Below are 17,111 nucleotides of genomic sequence, written 5' to 3' on the forward strand. Positions count from 1 at the left end.
TTCGGGACAGTCATATCATGTTGTTCAGAAAGTTGATAAAAATGTTATGGGTTTTTAAGGAAAATTCACATCTTTTCTGTGGCTATTGTGTAAACGGGGTGTTGTTGCAATTTCCAAAATATGTGCAAAGTCTGTAGAAAGGGGTGCGAAGTCTGGAAAACAGGCGGGTTTTTACCCATATTTTCTATAGGCATAAACTTTGGTCTCAATGTTGACAGAAAAAGACTCCACACCTATCTGTGTCGTGAATATTGGGTAAACTTTAAGTTTTAAGATTTTATCGGCATTGGTGCACTCACAAGCGGTTGCACGCACTGCCGTTGAAGGTTAAAGCGTGTACGTCACTCAACAGGCGTTATAAAACGCCAGCAACTAACATCGGAAAGGACCAGAAATGGTCAGTTTAGGCGGCCTTGCGCGCAAATTATTCGGTTCAGCTTTTGAACGTCGCGTTAAATCTCTTCGACCAAAGGTTGCGGAGATCAACGCACTTGAAGAAAAATTCAAGAATTTGAGCGATAGCGAATTGCGGCAGAAGACCGATGAATATCGTAAAAGATTGCAGGAAGGGGAAACGCTTGATTCTCTCTTGCCGGAAGCTTTTGCAACAGCAAGAGAGGCTTCCAAACGCGTTTTCGGTTTGCGACCCTTCGATGTCCAGCTTATTGGCGGCATTGTTTTGAACAATCGCGGCATTGCGGAAATGCGTACCGGTGAAGGTAAAACCCTGATGGCGACATTGCCGGTCTACCTCAATGCTCTGGAAGGCAAAGGGGTGCATGTCGTCACCGTCAATGACTATCTGGCAAAACGTGATGCCGAGACAATGGGCAAGCTCTATGGCTTTCTTGGCCTGACCACAGGCGTTATCGTTCATGATCTTGATAATGACCAGCGTCGCGCTGCCTATGCCTGCGATATTACTTACGGCACAAATAATGAGCTCGGTTTCGACTATTTGCGTGACAATATGACATTCGACCGTAGCCAGATGGTGCAACGTGGCCATCATTACGCGATTGTCGACGAAGTTGATTCTATCCTTATTGACGAAGCAAGAACACCGCTTATCATTTCCGGACCGCTGGAAGATCGTACCGATTTTTATAAGCAGATCGATACGTTTATTCCGCCGCTCAAGCCGGAAGATTATGAAATTGACGAAAAGCAGAAGACGGCAACTTTCACCGAAGTCGGTACGGAAAAAGTTGAAAAAATGCTTGCCGAGGCAGGCCTGTTGAAAGGCCATGGCCTTTATGACATCGAAAATGTCAAGATAGTGCATCACATCAACAATGCATTGAAAGCCCATAAACTGTTTACGCGCGATAAAGACTATATTGTGCGTAATGGCGAGGTCATGATTATTGACGAATTTACCGGCCGTATGATGCCGGGGCGTCGCTATTCGGAAGGGCTTCATCAGGCTTTGGAAGCCAAGGAACATGTTGCTATCCAGCCGGAAAACCAGACGCTTGCCTCGATCACCTTCCAGAATTATTTCCGTATGTATGATAAATTGGCCGGTATGACAGGTACTGCGGCAACCGAAGCGGAAGAATTCGGAAATATTTATGGCCTTGAGGTGATCGAGATCCCGACCAATTTGCCGGTCAAACGTATCGACGAGAATGACGAGGTCTATCGGACTGTCGAAGAAAAATATCAGGCAATTGTTCGCGATATTCGTGCCTCGCATGAACGCGGGCAGCCGATTCTGGTCGGTACAACGTCAATCGAGAAATCGGAACATCTGGCTGATCGCCTGCGGAAAGATGGTATTACCGGTTTTAACGTATTGAATGCCCGTTATCACGAACAGGAAGCCTATATTGTCGCACAAGCAGGTGTGCCGGGGGCAATTACAATTGCTACCAATATGGCCGGACGTGGTACCGACATCCAGCTTGGTGGCAATGTCGAAATGCGCGTTGAACAGGAATTGAAAGATGTTCCCGAAGGTCCCGAACGCGATGCGAAAATTGCAGCAATCAAAGAAGATGTTGCAAAATTGAAAGAAAAGGCGCTCGCTGCCGGTGGCCTTTACGTTCTGGCAACAGAACGCCACGAAAGCCGGCGTATTGATAACCAGTTACGTGGTCGTTCCGGTCGTCAAGGCGATCCCGGACGGTCGAAATTCTATCTATCATTGCAAGATGATCTGATGCGCATTTTCGGTTCCAATCGTATGGATGGAATGTTGCAGAAACTCGGCCTGAAAGAGGGCGAGGCGATTACTCATCCGTGGATTAACAAAGCACTCGAAAAAGCACAGAAAAAGGTCGAAGCACGAAACTACGAAATCCGTAAAAATCTCTTGAAATACGACGATGTCATGAATGACCAACGCAAGGTTATTTTTGAACAGAGAATGGAGGTTATGGATTCCAAAGACCTGACCGATATGATCGCGGAAATGCGCGATGAAGTTATAGAGGATCTCGTTGAAAAATACGTGCCACACGGCACTTATTCGGAACAATGGGATGCTATCGGACTTCGCGACAAATTGCGCGAATTGTTCAATCTTGATTTGCCCGTCGAGGATTGGGCAAAGGAAGAAGGGATCGCCGAAGAGCAAATATTGGAACGCGTCAAGAACGCCATGGAAGAACGGGCAAAAGAACGTGCAGAACGCTTCGGTCCGGAAGTTATGGCCTATTTCCGCAAAGCCATGTTGCTTGAGAGCATTGATACATTGTGGCGCGAACACTTGGTCAATCTTGACCATTTGCGTTCGGTCGTCGGGTTCCGCGGTTATGGCCAGCGCGACCCGCTTAATGAATACAAGACCGAATCTTTCGAGCTGTTTCAGGCGATGCTTTCCAATCTGCGGCGCGATGTGGTTTCCAAACTCATGCGATTTGAAATCGTCGAGCAGCCGAGCGAACCGGCACCACTTCCTGAAATGCATGCCGATCATCCTGAATTTAACGGTCAGGATGAAGCGGAAGGCCTGATTTCGGTAGCTACTGAAAATGATACCGTTGTTGCTCCTTCAAAACGGGATCCGAAAGATCCGACAACATGGGGAAAGGTCGGACGGAACGAACTTTGCCCTTGTGGGTCGGGCAAAAAATACAAACATTGCCACGGTTCGTTTGTTTGAACCGGAAATGATAGTGCCCTTCCGGTCAGGTGTTGATAGGCAGCAAAAATTCCGGTGTTGAAAACCGGAATTTTGCTTATCTGAAAGTCCGGAATTTTGAATTGATGCGCAAAGTGCGCTCGTTTATGTCAGGCATGTTTGTTGTGGTTGAAAAATATGATAAATATTTATAAGTCGAATTTGTAAGATAAGATTTTTCTTTAAAATACAGTATAAGCTTGTCCGATCTGTTTTTTTAAAGATAATGTGCGGGGTAGAAGTTTGAACAAGAGTCCCGTTTCCTTTTACATGTAATGAAATTAACGGTTCTGAAGCTATCATGGAAGATAAACCCGATTATGAAAAAGAATTACGCAAAAGTGGCCTTAGGATAACAAGGCAACGACGTATTATTCTTGATCTTCTTAATAATAATCTGGATCACCCGAACGCGTTCGAGCTGTTCAAGCGGGCTAGCGAAAAGGATCCGACAATTTCATTGTCGACCGTTTATCGTACGATGAAAGCTCTGGAGGAAGTCGGGGCAATTGAACGGCACGAATTTGAAGGCGGACCATCGCGTTTTGAACAGAAAAACCGCGAGCATCACGACCATCTGATTGATATTGATACCGGCGATGTTATCGAATTTCGCTCCGATCTTATTGAGAAACTGCAAGAGGAAATTGCCCATTCGCTGGGCTATGACATTATCCATCACCGGTTCGAGCTTTATGGGAAAAAACGCAAACGTTAATGCCGCGTTTTGCGAGGAACACATGTTCTCGTGTTGACATGAATAATTCCAAATCATGACTTGCCGGCATATTCCTGTTTTAGAAATGTCGTTTTGGCATTGGCAATCAGCATTTGCTGCATTATCACAGATTTGACCGGTCACAGCATATGACCATAAAAATAATGACCCATATCAACAAACAGGCCTTTTAAACATGGTTTCACTACCGCAAGAGCGCATGAATCAACTCGAAAAACATTTCGAGATGATTGAAAGCGAAATGGCTAATAATCCGGATGCCGAGACCTATGTAAAACTTGCTTCGGAATATTCCGAATTGCAACCTGTTGTGGGGTTGATAAGGGAACTCAATAAAGCGCAGCATGAAGCCGATGATCTTGAGGCGATGCTGAAGGATCATTCAACCGATCCGGAAATGCGCAGCCTTGCGGAGGAAGAACTCCCAAGCATCAGGGATAAAATTGGCAAACTGGAACATGATGTCCAGATCGAGCTGTTACCGAAAGATGCGGCCGACGAAAAAAGTGCAATTCTGGAAATAAGAGCCGGCACGGGCGGCTCGGAAGCAGCACTTTTTGCTGGCGATCTTTTCCGCATGTATGAACGTTATGCGAGTTTGCACGGATGGAAAGTTGAAGTTGTTTCGGCAAGCGAAGGTGATGTTGGCGGATATAAGGAAATTATCGCTTCTGTCACAGGCAAGGGCGTGTTTTCGCGGCTGAAATTCGAGTCCGGTGTCCATCGTGTGCAACGCGTTCCGGAAACAGAAGCGGGCGGGCGCATCCATACTTCGGCAGCAACCGTTGCGGTTTTACCGGAAGCCGAAGAGATTGATGTTGAAATCAGGCCGGAAGATATAAGGATTGATACAATGCGTGCTTCCGGCGCTGGCGGTCAGCACGTCAACACAACAGATTCGGCTGTGCGCATCACCCATCTTCCAACAGGCATAATGGTTGTGCAGGCCGAAAAATCCCAACATCAGAACCGTGCGCGTGCCATGCAGATTTTGCGTGCCCGACTTTATGACATGGAACGGCAAAAAGCCGATACAGAACGGTCGGCTTCGCGTAAAAGTCAGGTTGGTTCCGGTGACCGCTCGGAGCGCATAAGAACCTATAACTTTCCGCAAGGTCGTGTGACCGACCACCGTATCAATCTTACACTCTATAAACTTGATAGGGTCATGGAAGGCGAACTTGACGAGCTGATTGACGCACTGATTGCCGATCATCAGGCATCACTTCTTGCAGAACTTGGCAATAATGGCTGATAATGGCAAGCCTATCCGACGTTTTAAAAAAAACACGAAAACTGTTTCGCGACAAAAAGCTGGACAATGCCGATCTTGATGCACGTCTTCTGGTCGAGTTTATTACATCGACAACGCGAAAGGATGAAATTCTCAATCCCGATCTTCCCGTTTCGGGGAAAGCTTTGCAACGACTTGATGAAGCAATTATCGAAAGGCTGAAGGGAAAACCTGTCTATCGCATTATGGGAAAACGGGAATTTTATGGAATAGAGTTTCATTTATCTGTCGATACGCTGGAGCCGAGAGACGATACCGAGGCTCTCGTCGATCTGGTGTTGCCGGAAATTCGCGCAATCGTTTTGCGAAGGGGACAAGCCGAAATTGTCGATATGGGGACAGGAACAGGCGCTATTGCAATTGCTCTTCTTGCTAATGTCGACGGGTTGAAGGCAACTGCCGTCGATATAGCCGATGATGCTTTAACAACGGCAACGTTGAATGCTGAAAATGCAGGTGTATCGGATCGTTTCACATGTTTGAAAAGCGATTGGTTTTTAAGCCTTTCAGGCCGTTTCGATATGATTATATCGAACCCGCCTTATATTCCGGAAAGCCAAATTTCTTCACTTGCGATCGAAGTGAAGGAATATGATCCGTTACGAGCCTTGGCGGGAGGTCAAGACGGCCTTGATTTTTATCGGAAGCTCGCAGAAGGAAGCCGGCCATTTTTGCATCCTGATGGAAAAGTTGCGGTCGAGATCGGAAGAGATCAGGAAAAAGATGTGATCGCAATTTTTCGGCAAAATGGCTTTGAATTTATCAAAGCGCGCAAAGATTTGAACGGTATTTTGCGCGCCTTGTTGTTTTCGGTTTGTTAAAACCTTGCTTTAAGCCTTCCGGACATTGATTATCCGGCGACAGCAACTTCTATTCTGTTTCACGCCGCCTCAAGAGATAGCAGAATACAAATTCGAGGATGACGAGCGAGCCGGTGAAAGCGATAACCATGTTCCAGCCGCCGTGGAACCAGAACCAGCCGCCAAATGCACCGATAAAGCTCGAACCGAGATAATAGAACAAAAGGTATAGCGCTGTTGCATGTCCTTTTGCTCCTATAGCTATGCGTCCCACCCAACTGCTCGCTACTGCATGGGCAGAGAAAAAGCCTATGGTGATACAGATAATACCGGCAACAAACCAGAAGAGGCTATTGGTCAGGGTTAGAAGCAATCCGACCGCGAGGATGATAACCGAGATGAACAGTAGCGAACTCCGCCGGTATTTATTGGTCAGGTTTCCGGCAATCGGTGAAACAATAATACCTGAAATATAGCTCAGGAAGATGAAGCCGATCTCGGTCGGACTAAGAAAGAACGGTGCTCCGCTCATGCGAAAGCCCGTATAGTTCAAAATCGCAACAAAATCACCGAATACCAGAGCAATAAACAAATAGATGTAAAGCAACCGTACCGAACCGATATGGCCAATCCAGGCTCTCACATGGTGATGGATATTGATGCCGTGTACGGGAACAAAATATTTCGACGGTGGCAATAAAAAATAGAAAGCGATAGCTGCGACAAGGTCGATAATACCGATAATGGCCAATGCCCATTGCCAATTGAACCATTCGATCAGGCTTCCCATGCCAACCCGCCCCATCATGCCGCCGAACGCCGTACCTCCGACATAAAGCCCCATAATTTTTCCAAATCCTCGCGGTGCGATTTCTTCGGCAAGATAGGCCATAGCAACCGCCGGTACACCTCCTAACAGAATGCCTTCCAAAGCACGAGCAACAAGCAGCCAATGCCAATTGGTTGCAAAGGCCGCGACAATGTTCAGAATAGAAGCACCGATCATTGATACGGTCATCAAACCGCGGCGGCCAAGCGCTTCTGAAAAGGCACTTGAAAGGAGAATGGAAAAAGCCAGAAAGCCGGTTGATATTGAAAGAGCCAGCGAACTGTTCGCTGGCGTTATGTGATAGTGGTTTGCCAAGGATGGCAGCAACGGTTGGACACAATAAAGAAGAGAGAAGGTGGCAAAACCGGCAAAAAACATTGCCACACTTATACGTTTATATTGAGCGGTTCCGCTTTGCACACCAGGTTCAGCCCCGTTGGCTGTTGAGGTAGTCATTTTAAACTCCGAATATCTACCTCCCCCCGATTTTTCCGCTATTATGGTGGAAAGCAATAATGCAAAATCGTTGAAAGTTAAATTCAATTCCAAGGACTGAAGCGTCAAAAATAAGTGACTGTCTAAAACGCAATTCTGCCTGATTTTTCTGCAAAAATCCAGACGGTCGAAATCAAAAAATTGCGCGTTATTTTTAAAATATATTGACGCAAATTTTATGTCGGATACTATATCTAGTGTTCGAGGTTCTCCTTGATTCGAGTTTGAATGAAGGAGCTAAGAGGGAATTCGGTCATTTTTCAAAAAGCCGAAGCTGCCCCCGCAACTGTAAATGGTGTGTCGAAACCGTATGCCACTGGGGTTTTACCTTGGGAAGGTGGTTTTGACGTTGCAAGCCATAAGCCAGGAGACCTGCCTTGGATTGAATGTCAACAGACGGGGTGTTCTGGTAATGGCCTTTCCGGACAAAATTTTCCGGTATTTTGGCTTAGCCATATGCCCCCTATTACTTCGGGAAGGAAGTTTTATGTCCAAGATTCGTAAACATTTTTCTTGATCCGGTAAAGTCTGCCTTATCCGCGCAATTAATCAACATGCCCTTTGTGCTGCTTTTTGTCCACAGAAAGCAGGCGGGGTTCTATGACCAAAATCAAGAAAGAAAATCATGAAAATTACAATCTATAGCAAACCGTCTTGCGTGCAATGCAAAGCAACTTACAAAGCTTTGGATAACAAACATATTTCCTACGATATTGTCGATCTTTCCAAAGATGCGGAAGCTTTATCCTATATTGAGAGTCTGGGATATAAAATGTTGCCGGTGGTTATTGCCGGAAACAACCATTGGGCAGGTTTCCAACCCGATAAAATAAACGGGCTCGAATGATATGGCACTCCTTGTTTATTATTCGAGTGCGACCGGCAATACCGATTATTTTGTGCAACAAATCGGTGAGCCATCTTTAAGACTTTTCAAAAAAACTGCAATTCCGAAAGTGCTTGAACCCTATGTTCTTGTAGTACCGACTTACGCCGGTGCCAAAGGCGACGGGGCAGTGCCCAAAACGGTCATCAATTTTCTCAATGACAGTGAAAACCGGCAATTTCTTAAAGGCGTTATTGCCGGTGGAAATCGTAATTTCGGCTGGGCTTATGCACTTGCCGGAAAAGTCATTTCTCAAAAGTGTCGTGTGCCCTGGCTTTATAGTTTCGAGCTTAGGGGGACAACAGAAGATGTGAACCTTGTCAGACAAGGATTAGGAAAATTATGGAAACAGATAGCGCAGAAAAAACAGACACTTTAGATAGTGACAAAAATTATCATTCCCAAAATTATCATTCCCAAGATTATCATTCATTGAATGCAATGCTCAATCTTTTTGACGATAACGGCCTCATCCAGTTCGATAAGGACCGTGAAGCCGTACGGCAATATTTTTTGCAGCACGTCAATCAGAATACGGTGTTTTTTCATGATCTTGAAGAAAAGATCGATTATCTCGTGCGTGAAGGATATTATGAGAAAACCGTTCTCGACCGTTATGACTTTGCTTTTATCAAAAAAGCTTTCAAACGTGCTTATGCGTTCAAATTCCGTTTCCCGACATTTCTTGGCGCCTTCAAATATTATACGAGCTACACGCTCAAGACTTTCGACGGGAAAAGATATCTCGAACGTTACGAAGATCGTGTCGTTATGGTGGCGTTGACACTTGCTACAGGCGACAAAAAGTTCTGCGAAAGGCTTGTCGACGAAATGATGACCGGTCGCTTTCAACCGGCAACGCCGACATTTCTCAATGCCGGTAAAAAACAACGCGGCGAACTTGTTTCCTGCTTTCTTCTGCGTGTTGAAGACAATATGGAATCGATCGGTCGGGCAATCAATTCTTCTTTGCAACTTTCAAAGCGCGGCGGTGGGGTTGCTTTGTGTCTCACCAATATCAGGGAACAAGGCGCACCGATCAAGCAAATACAAAATCAGTCGTCCGGCATTGTGCCGGTCATGAAACTTCTTGAAGATGCATTTTCTTACGCCAATCAATTGGGTGCAAGGCAGGGAGCAGGGGCAGTTTATTTAAGTGCCCATCACCCCGATATTATGCGTTTTCTGGATACCAAGCGGGAAAATGCCGACGAAAAAATCCGCATCAAAACACTCTCGCTTGGTGTGGTCATACCCGATATTACTTTCGAGCTTGCACGCAATAACGAGGATATGTACCTTTTTTCACCTTATGATGTAGAGAGAGTCACGGGTAAAGCCTTATCCGACATATGTTTGAGCGAATACTATCGCAAATTTGTTGACGACCCGCGCATAACCAAGAAAAAAATCAATGCCCGCGATTTTTTCCAAACTCTGGCCGAAATCCAGTTTGAATCGGGTTATCCCTATATTGTGTTTGAAGATGCGGTCAATCGTGCCAACCCCATTGCCGGACGCATCAATATGAGCAATCTTTGCTCCGAAATTCTTCAGGTCAATGAGCCGAGCACATTGAATGCCGATTTGAGCTATCGTCACATTGGTAACGATATTTCATGCAATCTGGGTTCGCTTAATATCGCCAAAGCCTTCCAGTCCGACGATTTCGGCAAAACAGTTGAAACAGCAGTTCGTGCTTTAACAGCGGTTTCCGAAATGAGCGATATTGTTTGTGTGCCATCAATCGAAAAAGGCAATCGCGAGGCACACGCTGTCGGCCTCGGTCAAATGAACTTGCATGGTTTTCTTGCCAAAGAGCATATTTATTATGGCTCACCGGAAGCACTCGATTTTACCAATCTCTATTTTTATACAGTTGCTTTCCATGCATTGAGAAGCTCGAACCTTATTGCCAAAGAAAAGGGCAAAACATTTCAAGGTTTTGAACAATCGGCCTATGCCGATGGGCGTGCGTTTAAAAAATATCTTACTCAAAAGTTCGAGCCGGAAACGCAACGCATCAAACAGCTTTTTGCCGATCGCCATTTCACGATTCCCACTGTGAAAGACTGGCAGGAGCTTGAGCAATCGGTAAAAAAATGGGGGCTTTACAACCGTTATTTACAGGCGGTTCCGCCCACCGGCTCGATTTCCTATATCAATAATGCCACAGCATCCATTCACCCGATTGTTGCAAAAATAGAAATACGCAAAGAAGGCAAGATCGGTCGTGTCTATTATCCGGCACCTTATATGACCAATGATAATCTTGAATATTATCAGGATGCTTATGAAATAGGACCGGAAAAGATCATTGATACCTATGCAGCAGCCGGTCAGCATGTCGATCAAGGCTTGTCATTAACACTGTTTTTCCCAGATACAGCCACGACGCGCGACATTAATAAAGCGCAAATCTACGCCTGGAAGAAAAAACTCAAAACCATCTATTATGTGCGGCTACGCCAAAAGGCATTGAGCGGAACCGAAGTTGAAACCTGTGTTTCCTGTAGCCTTTAAGGATAAAGTTCTGATGCTAACAAACCATTTAAAAACCATTCCAGCGATCAACTGGAATAAAATCGAAGACGAAAAAGATCTCGAAGTCTGGAACAGATTGACAGGAAATTTCTGGCTTCCGGAAAAAGTCCCACTTTCCAATGATGTTTCCTCATGGGCAAGTTTGACACCGGCAGAACAACAATTGACCATCCGTGTATTCACCGGCCTTACGTTACTTGACACCATGCAGAATTTTGTTGGCGCCATTTCGCTTTTGCCGGATGCGATCACTCCCCATGAGGAAGCGGTGCTTACCAATATTGCTTTTATGGAAGCAGTCCACGCCCGCTCCTATTCGTCGATTTTTTCGACATTGTGTCTGACGAAAGATGTCGACGAAGCCTATCGCTGGTCGGAAGAAAATGCTTTTCTCCAGAAAAAGGCGGCGCTCGTTCTTGATTATTATAACGGTAATGATGCTCTGAAGCGAAAAATTGCCTCGGTTTTTCTGGAAAGTTTTTTGTTCTATTCCGGCTTTTATCTGCCGATGTATTGGTCAAGTCGGGCAAAACTTACCAATACTGCCGATCTTATCAGGCTTATCATTCGTGACGAAGCAGTGCACGGTTACTATATCGGTTACAAGTTTCAAATCGGCTTCGACAAGCTTTCTCAAAGCGGGCAGAATGAAATGAAAGATTTTGCCTACGGGCTTTTGATGGAGCTTTACGACATAGAAACAAAATATACCGAACAGCTCTATGACGGGGTGGGATTAAGCGAAGAAGTGAAGGTGTTTTTGCATTATAACGCGAATAAAGCATTGATGAATTTGGGCTTCGAGCCTTTGTTTCCTCCCGATATTTGCAAGGTCAATCCGGCTATTCTTTCAGCTCTCTCACCAAATGCAGATGAAAACCATGATTTCTTTTCAGGCTCCGGATCATCTTATGTGATCGGTAAAGCGGTAGCGACAGAAGACGCTGATTGGGACTTCTGATAAAATATTTCATAAAAGAGGAGAGAATGCTTCTCTCCTCTTTTTCAACAGCGGTAAAACAAAAACGATTATCAAATAAAATAAAAAATAAAAATTCGTATTGGCGAAATGTAACGCGTTTGAATGTCAACTATGTTAACAGTCCCGTTGAATAAAAGCTATGCTGATAGCGAATGCAAACGGCAAGCTAAAATAACCAATTGCTATGAGAGAACAATCACGGAATTATTCTCTCATAATGGCAGGATTGCCGTTCATGCAAACAGCTATGTTCAACTTCACGAACGGGCTATTGGAAAACGCGATAGGGTGATGACGCACGATTCGATGACTTCCTGCTTGTACCGGTAAAGTTGGGCAGGTCTGCCGCCGGTTTGTGTCTCGCGCTCACCGACTTCTTCGATAATGCCCTGATGTTCCGTCAAGCGCCGGAAATTAGGTTTATGAAGGCGTATGCCGATGATGGCTTCGACCGTTTTTTGCAACTGTAACAGAGTAAATTTTTCCGGAAGCAGCTCAAAAATAACAGCTCTATATTTGATTTTGCGTCTTAATCTTGCGATAGCGGTTGCAAGAATACGTCGGTCATCGGCAAACATCGGCGTGCCGGCATATAACGTTCCGCCCGCTTCGGCGATCAAACCGGCTTCGTAAAGAAGCTCATATCTTTGCAGGATGAAATCTTCGTTCCACGAAAAACCTTCACATCCGAAAAGAAAAGAAATTCTGCGCTTCTTGAATTCACAATTTGTCTTGTCTTTATCGGCCCATTGATAGAGTGCGGCAATAATTTCATCAACGCATGGATGTTTTCCGTTACGGCAATCCTCCCAGGGAAAGTGTTCATACCAATTATGCCATTCGACTTTCGGTAAAACTTTTTCGTGTTCACGAACCAATCCCAGATAACTTACAGACAATGTATCGGGGTGCTCATCCGACGATGCGCGGTTGCGATTGGTAAATGTATAAAGTTGTTCAAGAAAATCGACCGGATAATCTGTCCGGTTTTTGACCCAATCGCGAATAGTCGATTGTAAACTTTTGTGATCGGATTCGAGTGGTCCAGAGGGAAGTTTCTGTTCCGGTCCTACAGTAATGACTTTGGGCTGTCCATCAGTAACGGCAACAATAACGGCGATAAGCTCAATCTTGGAGAGAGCGGTGTGTTTATTTTGGATTGTCATTTTTCAAAAATTTTGCTGTGGTTTAAAGTTTAAGGAAATATAAGTCGAGGGAATTCGCCGATTTTACATTTCTTCATGGAAAAACTCCCTTCTAGTGTAAGAAGGGAATTTTTTTCGCATATAGAGCGCCGATTTGACTCGCCAAGACTACTCTAGAACAAAAAACAATTTATTGCTGAATTTGACCGAAAAAATGCAATATATGTTAGAAAATTGAAGTTTTATAGAATTTTGTATTTTGTTTTTTGGATTTTACGGAAAAATTTTATTCGTGTAAAAGCATCCGCAAGCAATTCTAATCCGATTGATAACCAAAAATAGGAAGAAACCGGACATTGCTTGTCTGAAAATTATAATAGAGGTTTTCAACATCATTAACTGACAAGTAAATGCGGAATTAATTTTTTCTCGCGAAACCCGAAATGGTGAAAAGTTACAGACTATTTAAAAGTCTGGACGCTGTTGACACAGTGTAAAACGATCAGGAAAAAGTGAAACCGTTTGCAAGAGAGTGGAACCGTTTGATAGTGTGTGAATTGTGCAAGCAGTTGTTTTAAAACTTAATCAGTCATTTATAACAAAACCGGCTCGAAAGCCGGTTTTTGCAGTCACAGATTCCATTTTTTCGTTTAACGATGATTTACAGGTGAACCATCGCCGAAATGCGCCTCTGTTGCCGAAACGCCATGGGCGGCCTCGCCGGATTTCGGTGCGTGGCCAATTACATAACTGTCTTCAAGCGAACCGTCGCCAAAACCGTTGGCGCGGGTATAGGCACGCGAATTGCCGGTATAACCATGGTTGACACCAGATTGGGCTGATGCCCCGATAACATATGTATTGACTGGCGAACCATCGTCAAAAGCATAACCACTGGCATAGGCGCTGCTAACACCACATAAACTTGCAAGCGCAATAAACATCAATTTTTTCATTTTATTCACCGTCTTTTTGAGCCCTTAGCTGCGGCTAACGGCTTTCATTAAATTCTATAGAGCTGGACTTATTTTCCATGCTTTCTAATGCCTATATCTTCATTGCGAGGAACAATCTCAAATCACTTTAAAATGTCGCGATCACGTAAACGTGATAATTAAAAAGGGGTTATAAAACAGTGTGTTAATATGTCCGGATTATCAACCTTGCGAAATATTAGCCGAATTATATCACAAGCTTTGTGAAGTAGCTTCAAGCGGCTTTTATCCGGTCGTGATCGAGGCCCGCCAAAAGTTCATTTTTGCGGTTTATTTTTTGAGTTCATTTTTTGGAAGCGTGTTTTTCAGGGCTGTTTTTTGTCTCACAAGCCGCAAGCTTTGTTCAAATTTTTCTATTTCCTGTTTCCTCGACTGTTCGGAAGTAATCCGCAGTAAATACGAGGGGTGAACAGTTGCAAGAACGGGTATGTTTTCTTCAGTGGAAATGAGTCTGCCTGCATATCGGGTTATAGGTGCGATTAATCCCGTTAGTGAAAACAGGGCTGTGCTCCCCATTGCAACAATGAGCTTCGGTTTGACGATTTCGATTTCTTTCATCAGCCACCAACGACAATGTTCGATTTCGGTGCGATGGGCTTTTTTATGAAGGCGTTTGCGCCCTTTAAGTTCATATTTGAAGTGTTTGACAGCGTTGGTCATGTAAACCTCATCCCGTTTTAGCCCCACCTTGCGGGCAGCCTGGTCAAATACTTGCCCTGCCGGCCCCACAAACGGTCGGCCAACAAGATCTTCACGGTCGCCCGGTTGCTCTCCGACAATCATAAGAGAAGCATTTTCAGGGCCTTCACCACAGACAGCCTGCGTCGCCGAACAATGTAAGGGGCAGCGCCTACATTGTCTGATGCTTTCATCGAGAATATCCAATGTTTCCGGTGTTGTTTCAGGTTGAAAATTCGTTTGAAAGCTATTTTGCCCAAACTTTCCGCTCAAGCGGGAATGGAAGCGAGGCGGCGGTAGAATTGGTTGTTGCTCCATTCCCCTGATACGCGTTTCGGCATTGCCGACGAGACTATCAATCATTTGCGCTTCCGGAAGATTGCCCCAATATTTTTTAGGCATATGGCTTTGCATAGTTTTCATTTTCAGCCTTGCCGGATTGAAAATGCTGGCAAAATAGGTTTTCCAGAGGTCTTCGAGTTCATCTTTGCTTTCCGGTTTTTTAAGAACCGGTTCGCCAATCAAAAATGTGCCATTACAATAATATGCACTGCCTTTCGGCGTTAGAATTTGCCAATCCATGTCGCCAAAACGTTTACAAAAGAAAGGGGTAGCTTCTGAAACAATGAAATGTTGTGGTTCATACCATGCCGTGAAACATCGCCTGAAGCTATCGGGATTGATGTTTCCAATTTCATTGAAGCGTAAAAACGCATGCATATGGTGAATATCGTGGCAAACAGCTTTTTGCCGCGATAAAGCGGTTGCAATATCACTCTCGTAAATTTTTTCGAGAACTGTCTTGTCCTGCTGCAAGCGATAGAGAAGGCGATATAACAATGCCGCCGAATCTTCGCTTTCATGGCAGATGACATTTTTTGCAAGATTAAGGAATTGTTTCGGTACAAAAAACTTTTGCGTTTTTTGGCGTGTGTCGGGATTTTTTGCCGAAGGCGAAAAGTTATCTGTTTCGTCGAATAAAGCCGGTTTTGACTTATAGCGCCAAAAAATATTTTCCGGACATACTTGTTCCTGCAATAGAAGGCGCGCCTGTTTTCGCCATTCGTCAAAATTTCCCTGATTTTCGAGAACAACAGTTTTCATGTCGAAAAAAGATCAAGTTGGGTGGCGCGCGCACGAAAGCGCTCGACAAGGCGGGAACTGTCGAGAAGGTGTTTCGGTGTCCAGCGTTCGGCAATGACAAAAGGTTTTATTTTTTCAAGGCTGATATGGAATGTTTTCAAATCTGAAAAATCAAGCCGCTTGAATCGTCGTGCCGCCAATATCCTTTTGACATTACGTACCCCAAGACCGGGCACTCGCAACAGCATTTCCTTGTCTGCCTTGTTGATGTCGACCGGAAACCGGTGGCGGTTTTGTAACGCCCAGGCGAGTTTGGGGTCGAATTCGAGTTCGAGCATGCCGCCATTTGCTTTCGTGGTTAGCTCTTCCATTGAAAAACCGTAAAAACGATAGAGCCAATCAGCTTGATAAAGCCTGTGTTCTCTTAAAAGCGGCGGGCGTTTGATGGGAAGCAGGTTTGAAGCATCCGGAATAGGGCTGAATGCCGAATAATAAACACGTTTTAGCCGGTATCCCGAATAAAGCTCGGCGCTTGATTTCAGGATTGTGGCATCATTGGCATCGTCGGCACCGATAATCATTTGCGTGGACTGTCCCGCAGGCGCAAAACGTTGCGTTTTTTTAGTCTGCAAAGTCGCATCCTTCGAGGCTTCTATACCAATTCTCACATGAGCCATGGCTTGTTTGATTGTCAGAATCTTTTTTTGCGGTGCAAAGCGGTTGATGCTTTTTTCTGTTGGCAGTTCGACATTGATTGACAGGCGATCTGCATAACGCCCCGCTTCCTTGATGAGCGCATCCGAAGCATCCGGAATCGTTTTCAAATGGATATAGCCGCCAAAATGGTGAATGGTGCGCAAATCACGCGCAACTTTAACCAGTTCTTCCATAGTCTGGTCTGCCGATCGAATAATGCCGGACGACAGAAACAAACCTTCGATATAATTTCTACGATAAAATTCGAGTGTCAAAAACACCACTTCGTCGGTGGTAAATCGCGCCCGCTCGACATTGCTTGACGACCGGTTGACACAATAGGCACAATCAAAAATGCAAAAATTGGTGAGCAGAATTTTTAACAGCGAAACACAACGGCCGTCAGGAGTAAAGGAATGACAAATTCCTGCATTCGCGGTTGACCCCAAACTGTTTTTTTGGGGAGACGGGCGCGTGGAACCGCTAGACGCACAAGAAGCATCATATTTGGCAGCATCAGCCAGAATTGCCAATTTCTGTTTAAGCGTTTTGACCATTTTTGTTCACTATTTGTTCTTTTTAACCAATATAGATGTGAAAAGCGGGAAGTAAATGAAAAACGGCAAGTCGCGACGAGCTGACATCAATAATTCGCATTAATATCAGCGTCAGGTCGGATAAAGCCGGTTCAATCCGCCAAATTGTTCGCCATTCTGTTCCAGTTTGTAACGTTACCGCTGCGAATGATTTGAGCGAACGTTAATAATAAGCCCTGAATGAACAATCTATCGAATAAAAATGCTGTCGCCTGAACTTCC

At 44.8% G+C, this 17,111-nt stretch carries 13 protein-coding genes and 1 riboswitch; of the genes, 8 read left to right on the forward strand and 5 right to left on the reverse strand.

Going from position 1 to position 17,111, the window contains the following annotated elements:
- Positions 1–394: 394 nt before the first annotated feature.
- From secA to prmC, 4 genes are all read left to right on the forward strand, one after another.
- Positions 395–3,109, forward strand: coding sequence for a preprotein translocase subunit SecA (gene secA, locus GQS64_RS04460; protein WP_198230736.1), 2,715 nt, complete (start codon positions 395–397; stop codon positions 3,107–3,109).
- Positions 3,110–3,428: 319 nt separating this feature from the next.
- A complete protein-coding gene (locus GQS64_RS04465) occupies positions 3,429–3,845 on the forward strand; it encodes a Fur family transcriptional regulator (protein ID WP_077991294.1) in 417 nt (138 codons plus the stop codon).
- A 196-nt stretch (positions 3,846–4,041) separates the two neighbouring features.
- On the forward strand, positions 4,042–5,121 hold the full coding sequence (gene prfA, locus GQS64_RS04470) for a peptide chain release factor 1 (RefSeq protein ID WP_077991296.1): 1,080 nt from the start codon (positions 4,042–4,044) through the stop codon (positions 5,119–5,121).
- A gap of 2 nt (positions 5,122–5,123) precedes the next feature.
- Positions 5,124–5,981: a peptide chain release factor N(5)-glutamine methyltransferase gene (gene prmC / locus GQS64_RS04475; RefSeq protein WP_369805210.1), complete on the forward strand. Its 858-nt coding sequence runs from the start codon at positions 5,124–5,126 to the stop codon at positions 5,979–5,981.
- Between the two features lie 49 nt (positions 5,982–6,030).
- Here the strand turns inward: prmC and GQS64_RS04480 are convergent, their stop codons facing one another.
- Positions 6,031–7,245, reverse strand: a complete 1,215-nt coding sequence (locus tag GQS64_RS04480) for an MFS transporter (RefSeq protein ID WP_198230737.1) — start codon at positions 7,243–7,245, stop codon at positions 6,031–6,033.
- 226 nt (positions 7,246–7,471) lie between these two features.
- A riboswitch (cobalamin riboswitch) is annotated at positions 7,472–7,679 on the forward strand.
- A 230-nt stretch (positions 7,680–7,909) separates the two neighbouring features.
- Here GQS64_RS04480 and nrdH point away from each other — a divergent pair.
- The 4 genes from nrdH to nrdF all read left to right on the forward strand — a co-directional run bounded on the left by nrdH (position 7,910) and on the right by nrdF (position 11,675).
- Positions 7,910–8,131, forward strand: a complete 222-nt coding sequence (gene nrdH, locus GQS64_RS04485; RefSeq protein ID WP_198230738.1) for a glutaredoxin-like protein NrdH — start codon at positions 7,910–7,912, stop codon at positions 8,129–8,131.
- Position 8,132: 1 nt separating this feature from the next.
- Positions 8,133–8,549, forward strand: coding sequence for a class Ib ribonucleoside-diphosphate reductase assembly flavoprotein NrdI (nrdI, locus tag GQS64_RS04490; RefSeq protein ID WP_198230739.1), 417 nt, complete (start codon positions 8,133–8,135; stop codon positions 8,547–8,549).
- A 62-nt stretch (positions 8,550–8,611) separates the two neighbouring features.
- On the forward strand, positions 8,612–10,693 hold the full coding sequence (nrdE, locus tag GQS64_RS04495) for a class 1b ribonucleoside-diphosphate reductase subunit alpha (RefSeq protein ID WP_246798512.1): 2,082 nt from the start codon (positions 8,612–8,614) through the stop codon (positions 10,691–10,693).
- Between the two features lie 13 nt (positions 10,694–10,706).
- Positions 10,707–11,675: a class 1b ribonucleoside-diphosphate reductase subunit beta gene (gene nrdF, locus GQS64_RS04500; protein WP_077991311.1), complete on the forward strand. Its 969-nt coding sequence runs from the start codon at positions 10,707–10,709 to the stop codon at positions 11,673–11,675.
- Positions 11,676–11,953: 278 nt separating this feature from the next.
- Here the strand turns inward: nrdF and GQS64_RS04505 are convergent, their stop codons facing one another.
- From GQS64_RS04505 to GQS64_RS04520, 4 genes are all read right to left on the reverse strand, one after another.
- Positions 11,954–12,862: an NUDIX hydrolase gene (locus GQS64_RS04505; RefSeq protein ID WP_198230741.1), complete on the reverse strand. Its 909-nt coding sequence runs from the start codon at positions 12,860–12,862 to the stop codon at positions 11,954–11,956.
- A gap of 629 nt (positions 12,863–13,491) precedes the next feature.
- Complete coding sequence (locus GQS64_RS04510; RefSeq protein WP_077991314.1) at positions 13,492–13,797, reverse strand: hypothetical protein; 306 nt, start codon at positions 13,795–13,797, stop codon at positions 13,492–13,494.
- A 309-nt stretch (positions 13,798–14,106) separates the two neighbouring features.
- On the reverse strand, positions 14,107–15,618 hold the full coding sequence (locus GQS64_RS04515) for a UdgX family uracil-DNA binding protein (protein WP_198230742.1): 1,512 nt from the start codon (positions 15,616–15,618) through the stop codon (positions 14,107–14,109).
- Positions 15,615–16,850: a putative DNA modification/repair radical SAM protein gene (locus tag GQS64_RS04520; protein ID WP_198230743.1), complete on the reverse strand. Its 1,236-nt coding sequence runs from the start codon at positions 16,848–16,850 to the stop codon at positions 15,615–15,617. The genes GQS64_RS04515 and GQS64_RS04520 overlap by 4 nt, the downstream gene beginning before the upstream one ends.
- Positions 16,851–17,111: the final 261 nt, after the last annotated feature.

The organism is Bartonella sp. P0282, assembly GCF_048452985.1.
GTDB classification, from domain to species: Bacteria; Pseudomonadota; Alphaproteobacteria; order Rhizobiales; family Rhizobiaceae; genus Bartonella; species Bartonella choladocola.

Excerpts from the sequence above, each read along its gene's own strand:
- secA (WP_198230736.1), top strand. The coding sequence starts at position 395 with ATGGTCAGTTTAGGCGGCCTTGCGCGCAAATTATTCGGTTCAGCTTTT.
- GQS64_RS04465 (WP_077991294.1), top strand. The coding sequence starts at position 3,429 with ATGGAAGATAAACCCGATTATGAAAAAGAATTACGCAAAAGTGGCCTT.
- prfA (WP_077991296.1), top strand. The coding sequence starts at position 4,042 with ATGGTTTCACTACCGCAAGAGCGCATGAATCAACTCGAAAAACATTTC.
- prmC (WP_369805210.1), top strand. The coding sequence starts at position 5,124 with ATGGCAAGCCTATCCGACGTTTTAAAAAAAACACGAAAACTGTTTCGC.
- GQS64_RS04480 (WP_198230737.1), bottom strand. The coding sequence starts at position 7,245 with ATGACTACCTCAACAGCCAACGGGGCTGAACCTGGTGTGCAAAGCGGA.
- nrdH (WP_198230738.1), top strand. The coding sequence starts at position 7,910 with ATGAAAATTACAATCTATAGCAAACCGTCTTGCGTGCAATGCAAAGCA.
- nrdI (WP_198230739.1), top strand. The coding sequence starts at position 8,133 with ATGGCACTCCTTGTTTATTATTCGAGTGCGACCGGCAATACCGATTAT.
- nrdE (WP_246798512.1), top strand. The coding sequence starts at position 8,612 with ATGCTCAATCTTTTTGACGATAACGGCCTCATCCAGTTCGATAAGGAC.
- nrdF (WP_077991311.1), top strand. The coding sequence starts at position 10,707 with ATGCTAACAAACCATTTAAAAACCATTCCAGCGATCAACTGGAATAAA.
- GQS64_RS04505 (WP_198230741.1), bottom strand. The coding sequence starts at position 12,862 with ATGACAATCCAAAATAAACACACCGCTCTCTCCAAGATTGAGCTTATC.
- GQS64_RS04510 (WP_077991314.1), bottom strand. The coding sequence starts at position 13,797 with ATGAAAAAATTGATGTTTATTGCGCTTGCAAGTTTATGTGGTGTTAGC.
- GQS64_RS04515 (WP_198230742.1), bottom strand. The coding sequence starts at position 15,618 with ATGAAAACTGTTGTTCTCGAAAATCAGGGAAATTTTGACGAATGGCGA.
- GQS64_RS04520 (WP_198230743.1), bottom strand. The coding sequence starts at position 16,850 with ATGGTCAAAACGCTTAAACAGAAATTGGCAATTCTGGCTGATGCTGCC.